Source organism: Kroppenstedtia guangzhouensis (assembly GCF_014637345.1).
Classification (GTDB): Bacteria; Bacillota; Bacilli; order Thermoactinomycetales; family DSM-45169; genus Kroppenstedtia; species Kroppenstedtia guangzhouensis.
Genome location: NZ_BMEX01000003.1, coordinates 210,936 through 231,240 on the forward strand (window position 1 = coordinate 210,936; position 20,305 = coordinate 231,240).

Below are 20,305 nucleotides of genomic sequence, written 5' to 3' on the forward strand. Positions count from 1 at the left end.
GCCATAGCCAGACAGGGGATTGGTTGATCAATCTTCTTTTTGCCACCGCAACACCGGCTTGCGGGCGGCGGTCACCTCGTCCAATCGCTTCACCGGAGTGTGGTGAGGAGCTTCCAAAATCACTTCTGGATTCTCTTCCGCTTCCTTGGCAATTTGGATCATCACATCGATAAAATGATCCAGCGTCTCCTTGCTTTCGGTTTCCGTCGGTTCGATCATCATACACTCCTCGACGATCAAGGGGAAATAGACCGTCGGTGGATGGATTCCAAAATCCAGCAAGCGCTTGGCCATGTCCAGGGTACGGACCCCTTGACTCTTCTGCCGGTTTCCCGACAGGACGAACTCATGCTTGCACGCCTGTTTGAAGGGAACATCGAAGTGGGTTTCCAGCCGCTTCATCAGGTAGTTGGCATTCAGGACGGCATCTTCGGACACCTGCCTGAGTCCGTCGGGTCCCATGGTTCGAATGTAAGTGTAAGCCCGCACCAGCATGCCGAAATTTCCATGGAAACCTTTTACCCGTCCGATGGAATGGGGGAACTCATAACTGAAGAAGTAACCCTGTCCCCCTTTTTCCACCACCGGAGTCGGCAGGAAGGGAACCAGCACTTCCTTCACGCCGACGGGACCCGATCCGGGACCACCTCCGCCATGGGGTGTGGTGAAGGTTTTGTGCAAGTTTAGGTGGACCACATCAAAACCCATATCGCCGGGGCGGGCTTTCCCCAGAATGGCGTTGGCATTGGCACCATCGTAATAAAGCAGACCGCCGGCTTCATGGACGATCTCGGCAATCTCCTTGATTTCCTTTTCAAACAGTCCCAGGGTGTTGGGATTGGTCAACATCAGGGCAGCGGTATCCTCCCCCACCACCTTCTTCAGCTCCTCCACGCTGACCAACCCCTGCTCATTCGATGGCACGGTCACTGCCTCAAACCCGGACACGGCAGCACTGGCCGGGTTGGTCCCGTGAGCGGAGTCGGGAACGATCACCTTGTTCCGACGGTTCTCCCCCCGGCTTTCATGATACGCCTTGATCATCATCAGCCCGGTCCATTCCCCCTGGGCACCGGCTGCAGGTTGCAGGGTGACCCGGTCCATTCCAGTGATCTTTGCCAAATCCTCCTGCAATTCATACATCAATTGCAGGGCTCCCTGAACCGTCTCTTCCGGCTGATAAGGGTGGATTTGAGCAAATCCGGCATAGCGGACCACATCTTCATTGAGCTTGGGGTTGTACTTCATCGTGCAGGAACCCAGGGGGTAAAATCCGTTGTCGACCCCGTGGTTGCGACGGGACAGCTCCGTATAGTGGCGGATCAGATCCAGCTCGGAGACCTCCGGCAGTTCCGCCGGAGTTTCCCGGAGCATGCCTTCGGGAATCCGCTCCGATGCCTCCGGGGAAGGAACATCGGATGGGGGGAGGCTGTAGGCCGTCCGGCCCGGTTTGCTCATCTCAAAGATCAATGCTTTCTCCTCGCTCATGACAATCCCTCCAATACGCGGGCCAGCTCGTCGATCTCCTCTTTGGTGCGCATATCAGTCACCGCGATCAGCATCGATCCCGCCCACTCCGGATAGTCGCGGCCCAGATCGTAACCGCCGATGATCCCTTCCTTGAAGAGCACCCGGTTCACCTCAGCCACCGGCCGGTTGAGCCGCAGGGCGAACTCGTTGAAAAAGGGCTGGTCAAAGAGCGGCTCCACTCGGTCGATCCGGCTCAACCGTTCCCTGGCATAGTGGGCCTTATCCAGGTTGAGCTTGGCCAGTTCCTGTAAACCCACCTTGCCGAGTGCGGTCATCCAGACCGCAGAGGCCAAAGCGTTCAGTGCCTGATTGGAGCAAATGTTGGAAGTGGCTTTTTCCCGGCGGATGTGCTGCTCCCGGGCCTGCAATGTCAGCACAAACCCGCGCACCCCCTCCTCATCTGTCGTCTGACCGACGATCCGGCCAGGCACCTTCCGCATCAGTTTTTTGGTTACAGCGAAAAATCCACAGTGAGGGCCGCCGAATTGCACGGGAATCCCCATCGGTTGGGTATCCCCCACCACAATATCCGCTCCGAATTCCCCGGGAGGTTTCAGGAGACCGAGGGAAATGGGGTGGGTACTGACGATCAGCAGCCCTTTATGCCGGTGGGCGATCGGTTCCACCCGGGACAGATCCTCCAGATTGCCGAAAAAGTTGGGGGACTGGAGAATCACCGCCGCCGTGTCCACATCGGAGGCCGCTTCCAACTCCTCCAGATCGGTCACCCCGTCATGGCAAGGAATCTCCTTCACTTCCAGGCCGAGGCCCTTGGCCTGAGTGGTCAGAATGGCCCGGGCTTCCGGATGAACCGCCCGGGAGATGAGCACCTTCGATTTTCCGGAGACAGAGGAGGCCACCCCGGCCGCCTCTGCGAGAGCGGTTGGACCGTCATACATGGAAGAGTTGGCCACATCCATTCCGGTCAACTCGCAGATCATCGACTGAAATTCAAAAATCGCCTGCAATTCTCCCTGACTGATCTCCGGTTGGTAAGGGGTGTAGGCGGTGTAAAATTCCGAACGGGAAATCACATGATTGACCACACTGGGGATGTAATGCTCATAAGCCCCTGCCCCCAGGAACGAAGCGTACTGATCGAAGGAAGCGTTTTTCTCCGCCAGCCGCTTCATATGTCGGGTCAAAACCGGTTCCGCCATGGGCTCCGGTATGTTGAGACGCCCCTGGAACCGGATGTTCCCGGGGATATCTTGGAAGAGGTCTTCAACGGAGTCGATCCCGAGAGTTTCGAACATCTCCCGGCGATCCGCCTCCGTCATGGGCAAATATCGAAAGTTCACTCCAGATTCCTCCTCTGGCATTGTTCCGACCCAGAAGCATTGTGAAAAAAGCCGTTCAGAGGGAGGGTTGGGTTTCGCATGGAGTGATTTTGGATCGTCAGAACAACGAAAACGACATGTGAAACCCAATCCCGACCGCCTTCAAACGTAGTAAGTCACAATACTCCCAGTGTATACGTCGGTCCGGCTGTCACTGTTTCGGACGTTGATAAAAGGGGGTTTTAATGATTTTTGCCGGGATTCTTTTCCCGCGGATCTCCACATCCACTTCCCGGCCCAACTCCGCGTGTTCTGCCTGGATCAGCGCCAAACCGACATTCTTTTTCAGCGTGGGGGATTGAGTGCCGGAGGTGACTTCGCCCACCTCTGCATCTCCAACATATACCGGATAATGAGAACGGGGGATTCCTCTACCGATCATCTCCAGTCCGACCAGTTTTCGGGAGGATCCTTCTTCCTTTTGCTTTGCCAAAACTTCGCGTCCTATAAATTCCCCTTTTTCCGGTTTCACTGCAAATCCGATCCCCGCCTCAATGGGCGTGATACTGGCAGAGAGTTCATTGCCGTAGAGTGGGAGCCGGGCTTCAAAGCGAAGGGTATCCCTGGCACCAAGACCGCAAGGAATCACTCCTTTTTCCTTCCCTTCTTCCAGGATCTGCTTCCAAAGTAACGGCGCATCCTGTGCCGGAAGATAGATCTCAAAGCCATCCTCGCCGGTGTAACCCGTGCGGGAAACCAACCCCTTCACCTCTCCAAGAGAAACCTCATCCTGAAAACCGAAGGGTTTGATTTGCGACAGATCCGTCTGTGTCAATCCCTGAAGCACTTGTTCCGCCAACGGCCCCTGCAATGCAAGCAGCCCGGTCTCATCGGAAATGTTCTTGACCGACACATCCCCTTGGATGTGTTTTTCGATCCACTCCACATCCTTGTCGATATTGGCGGCATTCAACACCAAAAAGTATCTCCCTTCCCCTTTCCGGTAGATCAGGAGATCGTCCACAGTTCCCCCGTCGGGATAGCACATAGCCGTGTATTGTACCCGTCCGTCCGCCAGCTTGGAGACATCGTTGGTCATCAGTTTCTGCAGGAGATCCAGGGCATCAGCCCCCACCACCTCCACCTCTCCCATGTGAGAGACATCAAAAAGACCGGCCCGGGTACGGACCGCTTCATGCTCAGCCTTGATACCCGAAAATTGTACCGGCATCTCCCACCCGGCGAAGGGAACCAGTTTGGCCTCGTCCTTGTACAAGGGGTATACTGATGTCCGTTTCAGTTTCGTCACTTGTTTCCCACCTCCATTGTTCCCGCAAAATACGGTGAAAATCGATTTTTCAACATGAATTCCCCGATCCGTTTTCCCCTGTCCGGTTACCTGAGAGTTCGGCCCGACACGTCGGGTTTTGCCCCTTGGGTGGCCGCGAACGGCACTTTCCAGGGAACGTCCGGCGGGCCTCCTTTTGCCTGAGAGATTCACCGGCGAAAACCCGGTTTGCTCCTTCGGCGCCACCGGAAGATGGTCTCTCCTCCCGCCTTCAACCGCTCCGGAAACAGGTTCATTCCCTTCCCATTGTGCCACATCCGGAGCCCCATTTCGAGACCTTCGCCGTTTTTACATAAGAGAAGCCCTTTCCTCTCATACTAGTTTGGAAGAAAGAATCGGGTTTTATGACACGGAGGTGTGGATCGATGGAATCAGTTCCGATTCGGATGGACCGTCGGTGGTTGAACGACTTTTTGGAAAGGGCCGAAACAGACAGCGGTTGGTCCACCTGGGAACGGTTCCAGCTGGCCTTGGAAGCGGCGGAATCCCAACAGATCCCCGATTTTGACACCCTGCGTAGCCTGAGGATCCTGCAGGGGGTCACTCCCCTTCCCCACCAGGTGGAAACCGCCCGCCGTGTTCTGGGAGAAATGCGCGGACGTGCCATTCTGGCTGATGAAGTCGGTCTGGGGAAAACGATAGAGGCCGGCTTGATTTTAAAGGAGTACCTGGTTCGGGACCTGGTGAAAAACGCCTTGATCCTGGTCCCTTCCTCCCTGGTTCTGCAATGGACCCGGGAATTGAATCAGAAGTTCCAGATCCCCGCCGTCGCCCAGAAAAAAAAGTGGATGTGGGACAAATATGATATCCTGGTCGCCTCCATCGATACCGCCAAACGGGAACCTCACCGCTCCAAGGTGTTGGGACGCCACTATGATATGCTGATCATCGACGAAGCTCACAAATTGAAAAACCGACGTACAAAAAACTGGCAATTCGTCAATGAGATCCGCAAGAAGTACGCACTCCTTCTCACCGCGACACCGGTCCAAAATGACCTGTATGAACTGTATAATCTGGTCACCCTGTTGAAGCCGGGTCATCTCGGCCAACAGCATGCGTTCAGCACTCATTATGTGGCCGCCAAGCGGAAACCGAAAAACGAAGAGAAGCTGCGGGAAGAAGTGCAACGGCTGATGATCCGGAACAAACGGAGCGACGGCCATATCGCTTTCACCAGACGAAATGTGCAGACCATCTCCATCACCCTTTCCCCCGCCGAGCGGGAACTGTACGAAGAAATCACCCGTTTTGTGAGGGAGCAATACCGGGAGCACGACGGTCACATCAAAAGCCTTCTCTCTCTGATCACCCTGCAAAGGGAAGTATGCAGCAGCCGGGACGCCGCGTTCCTCACCCTGTTCAAACTCCTGAAAAAAGGGGTGGGCTCAGATGCGGAACTTCCGCCCCATGTCCACCGACTAGTGGAACTGCTCCGTGGCGTGAAACGACAATCCAAAGTGGAACGGGCAGTGGATTTGGTTCGCTCCACCGGGGAGAAAATGATCATCTTCACTGAATACCGGGCCACCCAGGATCTGATCCTTCGCTCCCTCTCCGCCGAAGGGATCATCGCTGTTCCTTATCGAGGCGGCTTTGCCCGCAATAAAAAGGATTGGATGATGGAACTCTTCCGCACCCGAGCCCGGGTGATGGTGGCCACGGAAGCCGGCGGTGAGGGGATCAATCTTCAATTTTGCAATCATATCATCAACTACGACCTCCCCTGGAACCCGATGCGGGTGGAGCAACGGATCGGCAGAGTCCACCGACTGGGGCAGGAGAAAGATGTCACTATCTATAATTTTTCCACCCGGGACACCATTGAAGAGCATATTTTGTGGCTCCTCCACGAAAAGATCGATATGTTTCGCATGGTGATCGGAGACATGGAAACCATCTTGACAAAATGGGGATCCGGAGAAGAGATGGAGCAGAATGTGATGAAGATCCTGCTGGAATCCGAGGATGACCGGGAGATTCGACAGCGGCTCTCCGCTCTGGGAGACACATTCGAAAATGCCCGGCAAGAGACCACAGGCAAAAAAGACCGAAGGGAGGTAATCTTGGATGGAACCCACTCAAGTTGAGTCCTTTGCTGAAAGATATCTGACCGCCTTCGACTGCCGCATCCTGGAACGTGCCCCCAATTGGATCCAGACGGAACTCTCCGTCGAAGCCGATCAGGATTTGGTTCACCGCCCCTTCTACTGGATGTATGTGGAGAAGATGGGGCTCACGCCGCAAACGACCACCCTCACCTGGGTCTTTGACGGAACCGATACTCCAAAGGGAGTCGGGGCGGAGTTGTTAAGCTATGGTTCCCCCCGCTTCAACCAGATGCTCGCCTCCGCACAAAAAAACGGACGATTTGTCCGCTTGTATGAAGACACCCCCCGTCCGATACGCAGTCGGACCGGTTCCAACCCCTACGACCCCTGGCTGGGCGTCAACTACCACATATCCTATATCTGTGATATGAAAAAAGATGAGATCCTTCATATGGGAATCCATTTGCGGACCGGGGAAGTCTTAAAGCATTTTTATCGCCGGATTCAATCCCGCAACTGGTCCCCACGACTGCCTGCCCGGCGCCACATTCTCCCTCCACTCCTCCCTCTGGCAGAGGCTGTGGGTGAACTGGAATACAACCTGCAAGGGTATATTGAAAAGCAAGACCTTTCCTGGGCCCGGGAAGCCATGAAGCGAATGGAGCAAGAACTGGAGCAGCTCCATGCTTATTACCCGGAGGAATGGCGAATGAGTGATTCTCTCCATGACGAGAAGAAACAGCGAATCCGGGAAACCGTCTGGCAGTATCACCCCCGGGTTGAAGTCGAAGTGATCAATGCGGGACTGTTCTATTTGGATTCCCCGCCGGAGAGTTAAACTTCCTCGATAGTCCGGCAAGCTTTCAGCCTGCCGGACTTATTTGTTTTCGGTGCTCCCCGCTCAGAATGGCAAAGGTCCAGTGATCCTCCCATTGACCATTGATATTCACGTTTTTCCGGGCCAGACCTTCCTTCCGAAAACCCACTTTTTCCAAGACCCGCATGGAAGCTGGATTCTTCGGCATTACACCGGCTTCGATCCGGTGCAAAGTCAATTCGTCAAAAGCGTAACCAACGACCCACCGGACCGCTTCCGTCATATATCCTTTTCCGTTGTGTTGTTCGTCCAATAGGTAACCGAGCCAGCAACTCTGCAAGTTGGCGCGCTGAATCTCGGTAAGGGCGATATCTCCGATCAGTTCACCTGTTTCCCTCAGAAATATTCCAAAGGAATACGAAACATCCTATTCCCGCAACATCTGCTGTTGCCGGATCGCTTCCTTCCGTGAATCGAGGGTGTAAAAAGAATCATCCCGTGTGACCGAGTAGCGCTCAAAAAATGAACGGTTTCGAAGATGCAGGTGGAGAAGCGCCTCCGCATCCGATTCCTCGAGAAAGCGAAGTGCGATCCGGCCGCTCACCATCTCCAACGATCCTCATCCTTTCAACTCCATTGTGGCTGCCCACGGGGGAACCCTGTTCGTTGTCAATCTATCACAAGCCGTGCTCCTTCCACAATCAAAAAATTAAAAAATAAGGCCACCCAAAACGGACGGCCTGGAACCAAATCAATTCAGCGTGGATGCTGAAGCAGACTGAAGGTGGGTTCAACCTGTCCGCGGCTTGTCACTGCCCGGGGTTTTGTCTTAGTATGAAGGTGGATATCACCGTTAAGGAGAGTATATCAGGAAGGAGCCACCCACATGCGGAAACTGGATATCCAAATTGATATTGCCCGGGAATATGAGGGCAAGGACAAAGAGGAGTTTCAACAGGACCTTCGCCGGGTGTTGGAAAAATATTTCGAACTGAATTCCATTCATATCCGTAAGGAAATACATACGGTCGAAATTGACCGGCTCAACCTGAAACCCGAAACAACGGAACGGGATGAATGGCAGGATATTCTTGAAATCGAACGTCAGCCGCTGGTTACGGAATTTGGTCCCACCGAAGAGAAAAAGCCGGAATACCCCGCCCGTCCCCAAACCAAACCTTCCTATTATTGAACCGTCCGATTTTGATTGAATCCATCCTTTCTCAGGTCAAGGATCCGGATGGGACCGGTTGCCGACTGTTTCCTCTGCAGAACACCCGGAGAAAAAGTGATCTGCTCATCATCAAACGCCCCCGACAGCGATATTTTGTCGGGGGCGCTTTACCTTTACTCTTTGAGGAGAATGTTCAGCAAACGGCCGATTTCCGGCATCGCCAGAGAACTTGATCCAAGTCCGAAATGATATCCTCCCCAATCCCATCTGATGGAAATCCAGATAAGATACTCCATCTTTCCATCACCTGATTCCTCAGTTTTTCTTTTTTTAACTGGTCGACAAATGAGATTCTGTGTGGATCACCCGGATCAGACGCACCATTCTGCCGACCATGCATCGCCCCACCAGATCCGGGTCCGCCTCCACCTCCACGGTCACCCGCAGTCCCTCCTGCCGCAAGGGGAGGAGGGACGCTCTGTCACCCACCAGTTCATAGCGCCTTCCCCGATCTGCTTCCAACACCCAGCATCCTCCCTGGATATGAAGAAAATGCATGGTTCCGGTCAATTCCATCCTTTGCGGCTCCCCCCGGGCATCCACCGGGAACAGACTTACTGTCATTATCCACATCAAAACCAGTACGGCCGTTTTTGTCCGGATCGTGCTCATTTTCATTCCTCCCTTGGATTTTATAGTTTGCATAATGAGAGGAGGAAGTATGATCAGAGGTCCCGGCCGGATCCATACAACCGATGGTACATGCGCTCGGCAAAGGGATCGGTCATTCCGGCAATGTAATCACAGACAATCCTCGCCCGTTGTTCCGGTGCTTGCTCCAAGCTTCTGCGATCGTTTTCCGGAAGCAGTTTTTCCTCAGCCATCATCGCCTCAAACAGCAAACGAACGATGCGTTCCCCCTTGAATGCCAGAGCTTGGACATCGGGGGAATCGATCACCCGGTTCCTCACAGTTTTCTTCAGGGCTCGATTCAGTTGTTTCAACCCTTCAGGCAGAACCACCCGATAACGAAAGCGGGGGGAATAAGTCGAATCCCCTTGTTTCACCAAATCTGTACAGTTGACAAAGGCGGAGATCAGATTGGCCACCACCTGCTTCAGCTTGTATTTGAAATCCCTTTGCCGGGGATGAAGCTTCCGGGTCAGAGCCAAGGCCTGCCTCAGTTCCTCAATTGTTGGAGATGCAGCCGCCTCCTCCAAAATCCCCAACAGTTCCTCCACCTCCACCAATCGAAAATTTATAGCGTCTTCCAAATCATGGGTGGCATAAGCGATATCGTCAGCCAAATCGATCAGAGAACACTCCAAAGACTTGCGAGAAGTCCGAAGGAAGGGAGAGACTTCAGGCTCCGTTTCCGTGAAGAATCGGATTTCCTCCACTGTAAAGGGATCCAACACCCAGTGAAATACTTCCCGGTCATCTGTGTAGACACTCGCTTTCGGGGGAAAATTTGCCGCTTGAGGATGGTCCGGATCCTGTAATGCTTTCCCCAGAAGAATGGGATATTTCATGACAGAGAGCAGCAAGGCGCGGGTCAGGTTCAAGCCTTCGCCTTTCTTTCCTTCCAATCGGGTCAGTATCCGAAAGGTTTGGGCATTCCCTTCAAATCCCCCCTCCCCGGACATGCATCTGTGAAGGGCCCGCTCCCCTTCATGTCCGAAGGGAGGATGACCCAGATCGTGGGCCAGGGCAGCGGCCTCCACCAGCGAGATATCTATCTTTCCCCCTTCCGAAAGCAGGGGGGAGCGGCGGTTGAGGGAAAGTGCGATACCCCGTGCAATCTGGGCCACCTCCATCGAATGGGTCAACCGTGTTCGGTGGAAATCCCCCCGATCAGTCCCGATCACCTGCTTTTTCGACTGCAACCGCCGGAAGGCGGCGCTGTGGACAATCCGTCCGTGATCCCGTTCAAAGGGATCACGCAAGTCCCGTTCGGAGCGGGGGCCGTGTGGAATCCGACGTTCCCTGTCCTCTCTCCGATAGAATCTGTTTTCCCCTACTGTGAACCACATGGTGGATTTACCTCCCGAACCTTTCATTCATGAATAGGATTTCCACCCGAATTTGACAGTTTCCTCTTTTGGATTTTCTCCAGCTGGACCCGTATTATGAGCACAGAGAACCGCCTGCCTTTCCTCCCTTTCCGGAAAGAGATAATTAAAGAGAAACACCTTCATGAAACGATCCCTTCCGAGCGGGAAACCCATTGGATCACGAACCGGGGAGTGAGAAAAAGGGCCAAGCTGCACTCCGTGGAACAAAGAACACTCCCCGACACCATGGAATGGTATTATCCCCATACGATAGACAACGAAAAAAGTCCATCTGGTAAGATGGACAAAAGCACAAAGCACTCAACTGCCGGGAGGGATTTTCTTTACATTGGAACTGAGGTGGAAGGGATTCACCTTCATCTGGAGGAAGGCTTGTCCTACCTTTCCATTTGTGAGCACTTGGAGATCCGGTACACTCGGATCAAGGTTTTCAGTATACCTCCTGATCCATGCCACCGTTTGGAGCCACTCGCGCTGGAGAAGTTGCTTGCATCGAATCCTTCTTCTCCCATCTGAAAACGGGGAAACTTCATCTCACACACTCAAAGACTTTCGAAGAAGCCTGCCAAGTTGTAGAGGAATACATTACCAACTTTTACAACAAAGAACCTTTCCCCTGTAGAATATCAGGAAAAAGTCTCCGCATAAATTGTTCTTTTTTCACTGTCTACTTTACGGATCAAGACCAGATAGGAAACCTTTTCTTTTCGCGAACATCAGTCCTCCTGATCATCGATCCTTAAGCGGGGGATGAAACCCTTCACTTCATTTGCACCTTCACCTCCACCACCTTTCCCGCAGCGATCCGGACTGCTTGGGTGCGACTGGAACCGGAAGACGGGTCAGGCTTGAGAGTGTAGAGACCCGGAAGGAGCTCTGTTTTGCCGAAGAAACCGTTGCCGTCAGTTCGGAGTGTATGGACCCGCCTTCCACGACGGAGTTGGAGAGTAAGCCCATCCAGTGGTTTTTTATGTCTGTCGAGGACTTGTCCCATCAGTGTGCCCTTTGCAGGGCGGGTTTTCCAGGGCATTTCCGGAGGGAGGGCGGGTTCTGTGAACACCGGATCCCCATGGGAGGTGGGTTTTCTGAGCGCAGTCAGGAATTCCTCACGGGAATCCCCGTCTTTGTTGGTTTCGGCATAACTGTAAAGACTGACCCCGGCGAGGCGATGACCCGCCGCAGAAGGAGCCTGGGCCCGGGCGATCTGGGCCAGACTGCCGGAAATGGAATTGAGGTAGATACCCGGTCCGGCGGCGATCTGTCGGTTATACTGGTGATCTTTTTCCCAATTGATCCATAGATCGTACCACGCCTTCTGTTCCTCCACATGTTCCCGGTCATAATTCATGGGCAGGGCAAGATCCAGGATCCCCTCCGAAAGCCAACCGTCCCAATTTTGCATTACCTGGTTATAGGGGGCGGATTGTCGATACTCTTCCATGGTCTGCGGACCTTTTCCCCAGGCAATCACCGCCGCCGATACCTTCACATCGGGACGGATGGCGATCGATTTCAGATAAACCTTACGCATGAGATGATCCACCTGTTCCCGACGCCATTCTTTCCACTTCACGTCCCCGGGATCCGGCCTGCCCACGGCTCCTGTCTGTTTCCGGTAACGCTTTAGGCTGGCCGGATTGTATCCCCATTCCTCTCCCATATACCGGACCAGGTCCAGATGGATTCCATCCACAGGATACTGTTTCACCACGTTGATATATTGTTCAACGGTGTAATCCAGGGCATCGGGATGACCTGGATCCAGCACATAATCGGCTCCGGAACGGTTCTCCCCGGCATAGTTGTCCATCAACCAGTAATCCTTTCCCTTTGCTCCGGGGCCGTGCTGATTAAACACATGATCTGGGGATTTCGGCGGAGTGACTGAATTCCATATGGGCAAAGTAGCCAACCAGGCATGCACCTCGATCCGTGGCGTTTCGCTGTGGGCCTTTTCCAAAAGATAATCCAGCGCATCAAAGCCTTCTTTCAGAGCCGGATCTTCGGTGCGGGGTTCCAGAGACTTGTTGAAATAAGCATCTCCCCTGCGGCGTACCTGGACAATCACTGCATTGGCCTTGGAACGGCGAACCTCTTTCATCAATTGATCCACTTGGTCCGGAGTTTTAAATCCATCGTGAAATGCATCCACCCAAAAAGCGCGGAATTCCCGCTTCGGTTCCACAGCCGCCACCGGAGATGGACCTCTCGCCGGCATCAATGACACCACTAGAACTGTCACCATCAGCCATGCGATCCATCGCTTCATTTTTCTCCTCCTCCAAAACTGTATCTGGAGCGGACCCACATCCAGACGGATCCAACTCAACACTTATATTCTATCTTCTTCGTATTGCGAGGTTTGTAGAAATCTGTCCTCACGGAAAATATCATGCAAAAATTCAAAACCACCTGTCAACAAACAGGCGGTTGCTTTTTTTATCGGATACCCACCGGTTCCAGACGACGGGCGAGCTGCTCCACATCCGTGGAAAGTTCCCCCTCCGGAACAGGCGCCTTCCCCATGATGATCGCCGAGGGCATAATGATCTGTCTTTGATTCATCCAAAGTTGCGGTGCATAAAAGCTGTAGCGTCGACCAGCCATCTCCTCCCCGTAAACCACCCGTCCTGTGCCGGGTCGGATCAGATGAATACTGATCCCGAGGGTATCCTGTCCGCTCCGTTCAAACACCAGGTCAAATCCCGTTTCCGGAAGAACCTCCCGCCCAAGCCGGGTGAGGGCCCAGTTGCGGAAGGGATGAACAGTTCGTTCCTGATACAAGGCCAATGCCTCCCGACACTCCCGAAACTGCGATGCCGGATCCGGCAGGACGGGCATCGACGAAGGCCAATCGAAAGACTTCACTTCCCCTGCCATCTCCTCTAGACTGAACACACCTGCCAGTTGCCCGACCCATCGTTTTTTCACAAAGTGGCCTTGTTCCTCCGTGGCGACGGCCACTACCGGGATCCCTCCCAGATCCAGTGCTGACTCAATCGCCTCCATACCAACGGGATCCACCTTGGAATTCCAGTCGGAGCCGTAATAGATCAATACGGTTTCTCCCCGCCGCATCTCTGCTTTTTCAAAGGCTTGCCGGGGAGAGAGATTGCCTCGTTTTCCCAAAAATGTATAGTGAACTCCCTCCAGGGAACCCCGGAAAGTAAGCCTCCCCCCCGGCGCCAGCAGCTGAAAGTAACGGGGAAACACCTTCTCCCCTCCCCTACAGACGAGGGAAATCGGGAGACCTCCCTGTCGTCGGAGATAATCCAGCACCCACCTATGCCCCATTCGTTCCCACCGTCTCCACCGGGACGGGTCTCCCGGCACTTTGGTAAACACTCCCCGATAACGTTCCAGCTCCCGGCTTTCCATCCTACCCCGCTCCTCCCACAGGTTAATTGTAGTATAACAGTATAACGATTATTCGTTTTGTTATATAATACACACTCCCTGACTCCATGACAAGGCTTTTTTCCACAAATTCTAAAAACGGGCCCATATAGGATTTCTCCTCACTTGCACAGGGGAGTTCCTCTCCTCTAAACTGAAAAAAGTTCCGGTTTGTACACCGGAACCAACAATTTGCCGTGAAGAAGGAGAAGGTGACATGCAAGTTCTTGCCGTGGGTTTGGGAGGAATGGCGGGAGCCCTCCTCCGGTATGGACTGGGGCTCGCCTTGGCACCGCCGGTCGGCGGTTTTCCTGTGGGAACCCTGACCGCCAACTGGATCGGCTGTCTGGCTTTGGGATGGTTTCACAGCCGTTTTTCCGGAGCTCCTCTCTCTCCGGCTGTTCGAGGGGGGATCGCCACCGGTCTGATCGGTTCCTTCACCACCTTTTCCACCTTCAGTGTGGAAACCCATCAATTGCTGCAGTCAGGACAGATGGGAACCGCCTGTCTCTACCTGCTGGCCAGCCTCTGGGGAGGCATCTTCCTCCTCCGGACCGGGGTGCGCCTGGCGAGGGGAAAGGAGGATCGGGCGTGCTGACATCATGTTTTTGGGTGGCGGCGGGGGGCGGATTGGGAGCGCTGGCCCGCCATCTCCTCAGCCGTTGGAACCGGGGGGCTTTCCTCCCCTGGGGTACCCTGGCGGCCAACCTGTCGGGATCCTTCCTGCTGGGCTGGATCTCGGGAGCCGGTTGGGGTCACTATGCTCTCTTGTTTGCCGGGACCGGCTTTATGGGCTCCTTCACCACCTTTTCCACCCTGCATTGGGAGGCCCGGCAGATGATTCAGGGGAAAGGTTGCTCCCGGGCGGTGATCTATTTGGGCATCACTTACACCCTGGGTATCCTGGGAGCCTTTGCCGGAAGTGCCGCCGGTGCGGCTGTCTCTTAAAGACCGGCCCCTCTTTGGATGACAGCCCCCCGGGATACCCACAGGGATCCCATATCATTCCTCATTCGAAACTTTCGTCCCTCCAAACACTTGTCAACAGAGGTGATTTGCTTTAAGTTGGAGTTGAGTATGTGCGAGCAGGAAGGTGACAGCGATCATCAAAGAATACAGACACCATCTCTTCCCCTGGTTGCGGACGCTTCTATTGGCCGTGACCGGGGGCACACTTTTTGCTTGGATACAGATCCCCCTCCCATGGGTTCTCGGACCGATGGTGATGATCCTTCTCTGGTCCAAAACGCTGCGCATTCCCCTCCGCTGGCCTGCCGGATGGAGAAATGCGGGCTTGATCGCCATTGGGTACACCTTGGGGACCTCCTTTACACGGGAAACGATGTGGGATATGGTGGGTCATTTACCGCTCATGCTGGCGATTACCATGATCACGATCGGTTGTGGCGCGGGAATCGCCTGGCTGGTCTCCCGGTGGACCGGTCTCAACTACCGGACGACTCTCACCGCCAACATCCCAGGTGGGCTGTCGCAAATGGTCACACTGGGGGAAGAGATCCGGGGGATCGACATCACCGTCGTCACCCTGTTTCAGGTGACACGCCTGCTGATTGTTGTATTCATCGTTCCATTTCTTATCGAGTGGCTCCCGGAAGAGAATGTGGCCAAAATGGTGCCGGAAACCATGAGACAGGCAACAACGTTTACCGATGGGTTTCTGTTCGGGTCCGTCGCCCTCTTGGCCGCTTGGGCCGCCTGGAAACTGAAGTTCCCTACGGCGTTCCTGATCGGACCGGTCCTTGCAGTCTCCCTTCTTCAAATACTGGGCTTTGAGGCCCCCCCACTTCCACCCTTTTTGAATCACATGGGTCAAATGTTTATGGGAGCCCATCTCGGCTTGATGATCCGGACGGAACAACTGATCCATCAGCGGAGAGTTCCCCTGTTGGCTGTTTTGACCGCCCTTGTTCTCATCGTGATCAGCTTTGGAATCAGCTGTTTGTTCACCCTGTGGACTCCAACCTCTCTGACCACTGCCTTTCTGAGCCTGGCACCGGGGGGAATGGCAGAAATGGGTGTCGTGGCTCAGGATATCCGAGCGGATTTGGCCACGGTCACCGGATTCCAGATGTTTCGGGTCTTCTTTATCCTGATATTTGTCCCTCCCTTTCTGCGATGGTTGTTTAAACGTTCCACCAATACCGATCATAAAAAATCACCGAGAAGCCTCCATCTTACCCGACGAGATGGAGGCAACAAGTGAACATGCCGGATTTCACCCCGGAAACCTCCTTCCCAAGACACGCCCGGATCGGATCCGACCGACAACGAAGGCGCCTCCGGTTGTTTTCATAAACAAAAGAAATCCCCGTCTCATAAAGTTGGACGGGGATTTCTTTCTGTCAGGATTGGCTCCCGTACTGTTTCTGCCACTCTTCGTAACCCAAGCGTGGATGGGAAAACATCTCTCCCAGCTTACCATAGGTCACCCCCGCCAAACGGCCGACGGGATCCAATTTGACGGTGTCGATCCGGCCTTGATCATACAGATCATCCCGGATGTGGAACCAGACCACTTCACCTATGATCAGGTCCGCATTGGGTTCTTCCTCTCTCCCCCCCATGGGCAGGATCTGATGGAGACGGCACTCCATCTGAATCTTGCACTGAGCGATTCGGGGGACCTTCACCTTTTGACTTGGCAGGAGGTCAAAACCGACAACTTCGGCTTCGCTCGTCTCCGGTGGAAAATCGGTGGAGCACTGATTCACTTTTTCCACAGTGTCTGAATCCACTACCTGGATCACATACTCTTTTGTTGCAGCGATATTGCGGGCCGTATCTTTCCGGACTCCGCCGGGCTTCCGATTAACAGTTACTGATAACATCGGCGGATCCGTGCTGACTACGGAAAAAAAACTGAAAGGAGCGGCATTCACCACATCCGCATCTCCCATGGTGGTGACGAAAGCGATCGGCCGAGGCAGGACGCTTCCGATCAGCAGTTTGTAGTTATCCTGTTTTTGTTGCTTCTTGGGGTCGATTTGCACTGCGATCTCTCCTCAGTTTTTTGCGGCATCGGTTTCGGGAAGCCAGCTGTAGATATAGTCCGCATCCTCCATTTTCAAAGCGGCCCGGGTCACTCTCAGGGGACGAAAAGTGTCGATCATCACTGCCAGTTCCTCCGTCCCTTTCTTACCGATACTGGCCTCCGCTTTCCCCGGATGAGGACCGTGGGGCAGACCGCTGGGGTGGAGAGTGATCGAGCCTTCCCGGATGCCTTTCCGGCTCATAAAGTTACCGTCCACATAATAGAGCACTTCATCGCTGTTTACGTTGCTGTGCCAGTAAGGAGCCGGAATCGCTTCGGGATGGTAGTCATAGAGACGCGGCACAAAAGAGCAGATCACAAAATTGGGGCCGGCAAAGGTCTGGTGAACAGGTGGCGGCTGATGGATCCGTCCGGTAATCGGCTCAAAATCCTCCACATTGAAGATCCACGGGTAGAGGTAACCATCCCATCCCACCACATCAAAGGGGTGAAAGTCATACTGATAAACAGTCAGCTGACCTTGAGCCTTTACCCGAACCTCAAAGGTACCTGACTCCAGGCGGGGTTTTAAAGACTCCGGCACGCGAATGTCCCGCTCGCAATAAGGGCTGTGCTCCATCAACTGCCCAAATTCGTTTCGGTATCGTTTGGGCGGAGTGATCTCGCCTGTGGATTCAATCACCAAAAAACGTTGGGGTCCCTTCTTCATTTCCAGCCGATAGGTGGTCCCCACGGGAATCACAATGTAATCTCCCGGCCGGTAAGGCATCTGGCCAAAGACAGACTGGAACTCACCTTCCCCTTCGTGAACAAACAGCACCTCATCCCCGTCACTGTTGCGGAAGTAGTAATCCATCGCTTCCGTCGGTCGGACCACACCGATCGCCACATCCTCATTAGCCAACAGATGAACACGCCCCTCCACCAGATCGCCTCCGGCAGTGAGACCTTCGGTGAGCAGATGGCGATGACGGTTGGCCCCCTGTTCCTCCAACTCCGGCTGCCACTCCCGCAACCATTCCACCCGGCTTACCTGAGTCGGCGGATGGTGATGATACAGGATCGATTGGATCCCGGAAAATCCCTTGGTCCCCATCACTTCTTCCCGGAAAAGGGAGCCATCTTCCTTGCGAAACTGGATGTGACGTTTATGAGGGATCTTTCCCAGCCGGTGATAGAAGGGCATTTGAAACCTCCTCCTTATTCCGTTTTCCGAAAACCCTTTCAATTCCATATTAACAGACTACGATTCCGTCGGCATCTTTTACCTTACTTTCGCAATTTTCGTTTTTCCTTTATCGCTTTGGAACATACTCACTGCAAAACTGCTCCACAAAAAAGGATTCCCGGCCATCACTTGGACGGAAAACCCCGGGGAATCATCTCCTTCACCGCTTTTGCGATCCCCTCCACATCCTCCCGCCGGTAGACTGGAACGGATGTCTGAAACAAAGGAAAGGAAGTGACCACACCCCGCACATCGGACAACTCTCCCAGAATGGAAAGGTCGGTTGGATCTCTCACCACCACCAACTTGGGATATAAAGCCCCTTTAAACCCCTCCACCAGCACCAGATCCAATCCCCGAAACAAGGGGAGAAGCTCCGCCAAATCCAAGTGGCGGGGAATGATCAAAGCTGTCTGGTTGGCAGCGGTGACGGCCACCCGATCCGCCCCCGCCTCCCGATGACGCCAAGAGTCCTTGCCCCGTTGATCCATCTCCAGCTCCCCGGCATGACGCTTCATGGCGCCCACCTGCCATCCTACCCGGGTCAAGTGCCGGATCAGGCTGGCGATCAAGGTCGTCTTTCCCGAGTCGGAATAGCCGACGATCTGGACGACAGGTGGAATCGATCCAATGGTCACAGGTGTTCCTCCTTTTCTTTGATCTATCAAGGTAAACAATCAACTGGTCCCCCATCCCCGGTTTAACATCTGATCGGTTGCTGGAAGTTCGTCAAAAAATTCGATCCACACCAGTACCGTTGGTTTTTGCAATACAAAATTCTTGGAAAAAGCAAATACATATATTAATATCAATCTTGAGCTCTCTTCAATCATTATATATAGGAAACGGAGGTCCATCATGGCTGTCATTGGAAACCTGCTTCGGGATCGGGCCCGGCTGTCCCCGGATATGGAAGCAATCGTGTCAGGAAACCGTCGGATTCTGTACCGGGAGTACAACCACATGGTGAACCAGCTGGCACACTACCTGCTGGAATCCCGTATCGAAAAAGGGGATCGGATCGCGATCCTGTGCAAAAATCAATATCCCATGCCCCTGATCTACCTGGCTGCCGCCAAGATTGGAGCAATCACCGTCCCGCTGAACTGGCGCATGAAAACTGATGAGCTCCGTTGGATCCTGGAAGACTGCCGTCCACGCATTCTTTTTTATGATGATGATTTCAAACAGGTTCTCCCCCTGCTCAATGAGCTGGACTTCTTGAAACAGAAGATCCGGGTCGGTGACGGGGAGATGATTCATCCCTATTTTGAAGAACTCTACTCCGCCCGCCCCGGTGGAGAGCCGAAGGTGGAGGTACGTGATGAAGATCCGGCCCTGATCATCTACACCTCGGGAACCACCGGTCGCCCCAAGGGGGTCGTCAACAATCACGCCAATATCTACGCAGCCGGAGTTGCCAATACCAATACACTCGATCTGCGGTATAAGGATCGGTTCCTGTTCGTCACACCCCTGTTCCACATTTCCGGGATGATGTTCATGTTGGCACCGATCATGCGCGGATTCACCCTGGTCCTGGAGACCCAGTTCCATCCCGTCAAAATCTGGGGACTGTTGCAAAAGGAACAAATTACCGGTATGATGTCGGTGCCTGTGATTCTGAACTATATGATGGAAGGCCTCAAAGCGCAGGACGTGGATGTTCCCTCTCTCCGGATGATCCTCTGTGGCGGATCTTTGGTTCCGGCCCCGCTGATCCGAGTGATGTTTGAACTGGGTTACCATGTGGTCCAGGTGTACGGAGCGACAGAAACCTCCGGAGCCATCACCTACTGGCTGCCCGATATGGGGATTGAGACCTGTGATTCCGTCGGACCCGCTATTTTTCATGCTGAAATCAAAATCATCGATCCATCCACCGGCGAAGCCCTTCCCAACGGAGAGATCGGCGAAATCATCTGCCGCAGTCCAGTTCTGTTCGCCGGTTATTGGAATCGACCGCAAGAGACGGAGAAAGTTCTTAAAAACGGCTGGTATCACACCGGGGACTTGGGCTGGATGGATGAAAAGGGATTTCTCCATATTGTGGACCGACTCAAGGATATGGTGATCACCGGCGGAGAAAAGGTCTTCCCCGCCCAAGTGGAGTCCGTCCTCCTGCAACTGGAGGGGGTGGCTGAAGCCGCTGTCGTAGGAGTCCGCCACGAGGTATGGGGAGAGCTGGCCCGTGCTTATGTGGTCCTGAAAGAAGAAGCTGCCCTCTCGAAAGAGGACATACTGGCTCACACCCGGAAACACCTGGCCGACCACAACCTCCACGATGTGGTGTTTGTAGATGAATTGCCAAAAAACAGCATGGGCAAAGTCCTCAAGTTCATCCTCCGGGAACATGCCAACCAGGAAAACCATCCCGCCCAGATTTGATAGAT

Annotated in this window: 18 protein-coding genes, 1 pseudogene and 1 riboswitch; of the genes and pseudogenes, 8 read left to right on the forward strand and 11 right to left on the reverse strand. The window is 53.9% G+C overall.

What is annotated here, in order from left to right; all coding sequences use genetic code 11:
- Positions 1-27 precede the first annotated feature (27 nt).
- The 3 genes from gcvPB to gcvT all read right to left on the reverse strand — a co-directional run bounded on the left by gcvPB (position 28) and on the right by gcvT (position 4,119).
- On the reverse strand, positions 28-1,488 hold the full coding sequence (gcvPB, locus tag IEV46_RS05565) for an aminomethyl-transferring glycine dehydrogenase subunit GcvPB (protein ID WP_188430767.1): 1,461 nt from the start codon (positions 1,486-1,488) through the stop codon (positions 28-30).
- Positions 1,485-2,831, reverse strand: a complete 1,347-nt coding sequence (gene gcvPA / locus IEV46_RS05570; RefSeq protein WP_188430769.1) for an aminomethyl-transferring glycine dehydrogenase subunit GcvPA — start codon at positions 2,829-2,831, stop codon at positions 1,485-1,487. The genes gcvPB and gcvPA overlap by 4 nt, the downstream gene beginning before the upstream one ends.
- A 190-nt stretch (positions 2,832-3,021) precedes the next feature.
- Positions 3,022-4,119: a glycine cleavage system aminomethyltransferase GcvT gene (gcvT, locus tag IEV46_RS05575; RefSeq protein WP_188430771.1), complete on the reverse strand. Its 1,098-nt coding sequence runs from the start codon at positions 4,117-4,119 to the stop codon at positions 3,022-3,024.
- Positions 4,120-4,276: 157 nt separating this feature from the next.
- Positions 4,277-4,373, reverse strand: a riboswitch (glycine riboswitch).
- Positions 4,374-4,523: 150 nt separating this feature from the next.
- On the opposite strand from gcvT, the gene IEV46_RS05580 reads away from it, so the two are divergent.
- Together IEV46_RS05580 and IEV46_RS05585 are read left to right on the forward strand one after the other, a co-directional pair.
- Complete coding sequence (locus IEV46_RS05580; RefSeq protein WP_188430773.1) at positions 4,524-6,248, forward strand: DEAD/DEAH box helicase; 1,725 nt, start codon at positions 4,524-4,526, stop codon at positions 6,246-6,248.
- On the forward strand, positions 6,229-7,047 hold the full coding sequence (locus tag IEV46_RS05585) for a YqhG family protein (RefSeq protein ID WP_188430775.1): 819 nt from the start codon (positions 6,229-6,231) through the stop codon (positions 7,045-7,047). The genes IEV46_RS05580 and IEV46_RS05585 overlap by 20 nt, the downstream gene beginning before the upstream one ends.
- 25 nt (positions 7,048-7,072) lie before the next feature.
- Here IEV46_RS05585 and IEV46_RS18585 read toward each other — a convergent pair.
- A pseudogene (locus IEV46_RS18585) lies at positions 7,073-7,639 on the reverse strand (GNAT family N-acetyltransferase).
- A gap of 273 nt (positions 7,640-7,912) precedes the next feature.
- Here IEV46_RS18585 and IEV46_RS05595 point away from each other — a divergent pair.
- Positions 7,913-8,218 carry a hypothetical protein gene (locus IEV46_RS05595; protein ID WP_188430778.1) on the forward strand — a complete coding sequence of 102 codons (306 nt, stop codon included), beginning with the start codon at positions 7,913-7,915 and terminating at the stop codon, positions 8,216-8,218.
- 312 nt (positions 8,219-8,530) lie between these two features.
- Here IEV46_RS05595 and IEV46_RS05600 read toward each other — a convergent pair whose 3' ends face one another.
- Complete coding sequence (locus IEV46_RS05600) at positions 8,531-8,872, reverse strand: hypothetical protein (protein ID WP_188430780.1); 342 nt, start codon at positions 8,870-8,872, stop codon at positions 8,531-8,533.
- A 53-nt stretch (positions 8,873-8,925) separates the two neighbouring features.
- Positions 8,926-10,233: an anti-phage deoxyguanosine triphosphatase gene (locus IEV46_RS05605; RefSeq protein ID WP_188430781.1), complete on the reverse strand. Its 1,308-nt coding sequence runs from the start codon at positions 10,231-10,233 to the stop codon at positions 8,926-8,928.
- Positions 10,234-10,724: 491 nt separating this feature from the next.
- Here IEV46_RS05605 and IEV46_RS18590 point away from each other — a divergent pair, with 491 nt between their 5' ends.
- On the forward strand, positions 10,725-11,018 hold the full coding sequence (locus tag IEV46_RS18590; RefSeq protein ID WP_188430783.1) for an IS3 family transposase: 294 nt from the start codon (positions 10,725-10,727) through the stop codon (positions 11,016-11,018).
- Positions 11,019-11,035: 17 nt separating this feature from the next.
- Here IEV46_RS18590 and IEV46_RS05615 read toward each other — a convergent pair whose 3' ends face one another.
- A complete protein-coding gene (locus IEV46_RS05615; protein ID WP_188430785.1) occupies positions 11,036-12,544 on the reverse strand; it encodes a family 10 glycosylhydrolase in 1,509 nt (502 codons plus the stop codon).
- Between the two features lie 170 nt (positions 12,545-12,714).
- On the reverse strand, positions 12,715-13,653 hold the full coding sequence (locus IEV46_RS05620; protein WP_188430787.1) for a hypothetical protein: 939 nt from the start codon (positions 13,651-13,653) through the stop codon (positions 12,715-12,717).
- A 235-nt stretch (positions 13,654-13,888) separates the two neighbouring features.
- Here IEV46_RS05620 and crcB point away from each other — a divergent pair, with 235 nt between their 5' ends.
- The 3 genes from crcB (at position 13,889) to IEV46_RS05635 (ending at position 15,895) form a co-directional block, all read left to right on the forward strand.
- The gene (gene crcB, locus IEV46_RS05625) at positions 13,889-14,269 is read left to right on the forward strand and encodes a fluoride efflux transporter CrcB (protein WP_188430789.1); all 381 of its coding nucleotides are present in this window, start codon (positions 13,889-13,891) and stop codon (positions 14,267-14,269) included.
- Positions 14,263-14,619 carry a fluoride efflux transporter FluC gene (locus IEV46_RS05630; RefSeq protein ID WP_308420276.1) on the forward strand — a complete coding sequence of 119 codons (357 nt, stop codon included), beginning with the start codon at positions 14,263-14,265 and terminating at the stop codon, positions 14,617-14,619. Before crcB ends, IEV46_RS05630 begins: the two co-directional genes overlap by 7 nt.
- Positions 14,620-14,764: 145 nt before the next feature.
- Complete coding sequence (locus IEV46_RS05635; protein WP_188430791.1) at positions 14,765-15,895, forward strand: AbrB family transcriptional regulator; 1,131 nt, start codon at positions 14,765-14,767, stop codon at positions 15,893-15,895.
- Between the two features lie 139 nt (positions 15,896-16,034).
- On the opposite strand, the gene IEV46_RS05640 is transcribed toward IEV46_RS05635, so the two are convergent.
- The 3 genes from IEV46_RS05640 to mobB form a co-directional block, all read right to left on the reverse strand.
- On the reverse strand, positions 16,035-16,682 hold the full coding sequence (locus IEV46_RS05640) for a flavin reductase family protein (protein ID WP_188430793.1): 648 nt from the start codon (positions 16,680-16,682) through the stop codon (positions 16,035-16,037).
- Positions 16,683-16,694: 12 nt separating this feature from the next.
- Positions 16,695-17,870, reverse strand: a complete 1,176-nt coding sequence (locus IEV46_RS05645; RefSeq protein ID WP_188430795.1) for a homogentisate 1,2-dioxygenase — start codon at positions 17,868-17,870, stop codon at positions 16,695-16,697.
- A 167-nt stretch (positions 17,871-18,037) separates the two neighbouring features.
- Entirely contained in the window at positions 18,038-18,550 is a 513-nt protein-coding gene (gene mobB / locus IEV46_RS05650; RefSeq protein ID WP_188430797.1) for a molybdopterin-guanine dinucleotide biosynthesis protein B, read from the reverse strand.
- 220 nt (positions 18,551-18,770) lie between these two features.
- Between mobB and IEV46_RS05655 the strand changes: the two genes are divergently transcribed.
- The gene (locus IEV46_RS05655) at positions 18,771-20,300 is read left to right on the forward strand and encodes a class I adenylate-forming enzyme family protein (protein WP_229735919.1); all 1,530 of its coding nucleotides are present in this window, start codon (positions 18,771-18,773) and stop codon (positions 20,298-20,300) included.
- Positions 20,301-20,305 lie beyond the last annotated feature (5 nt).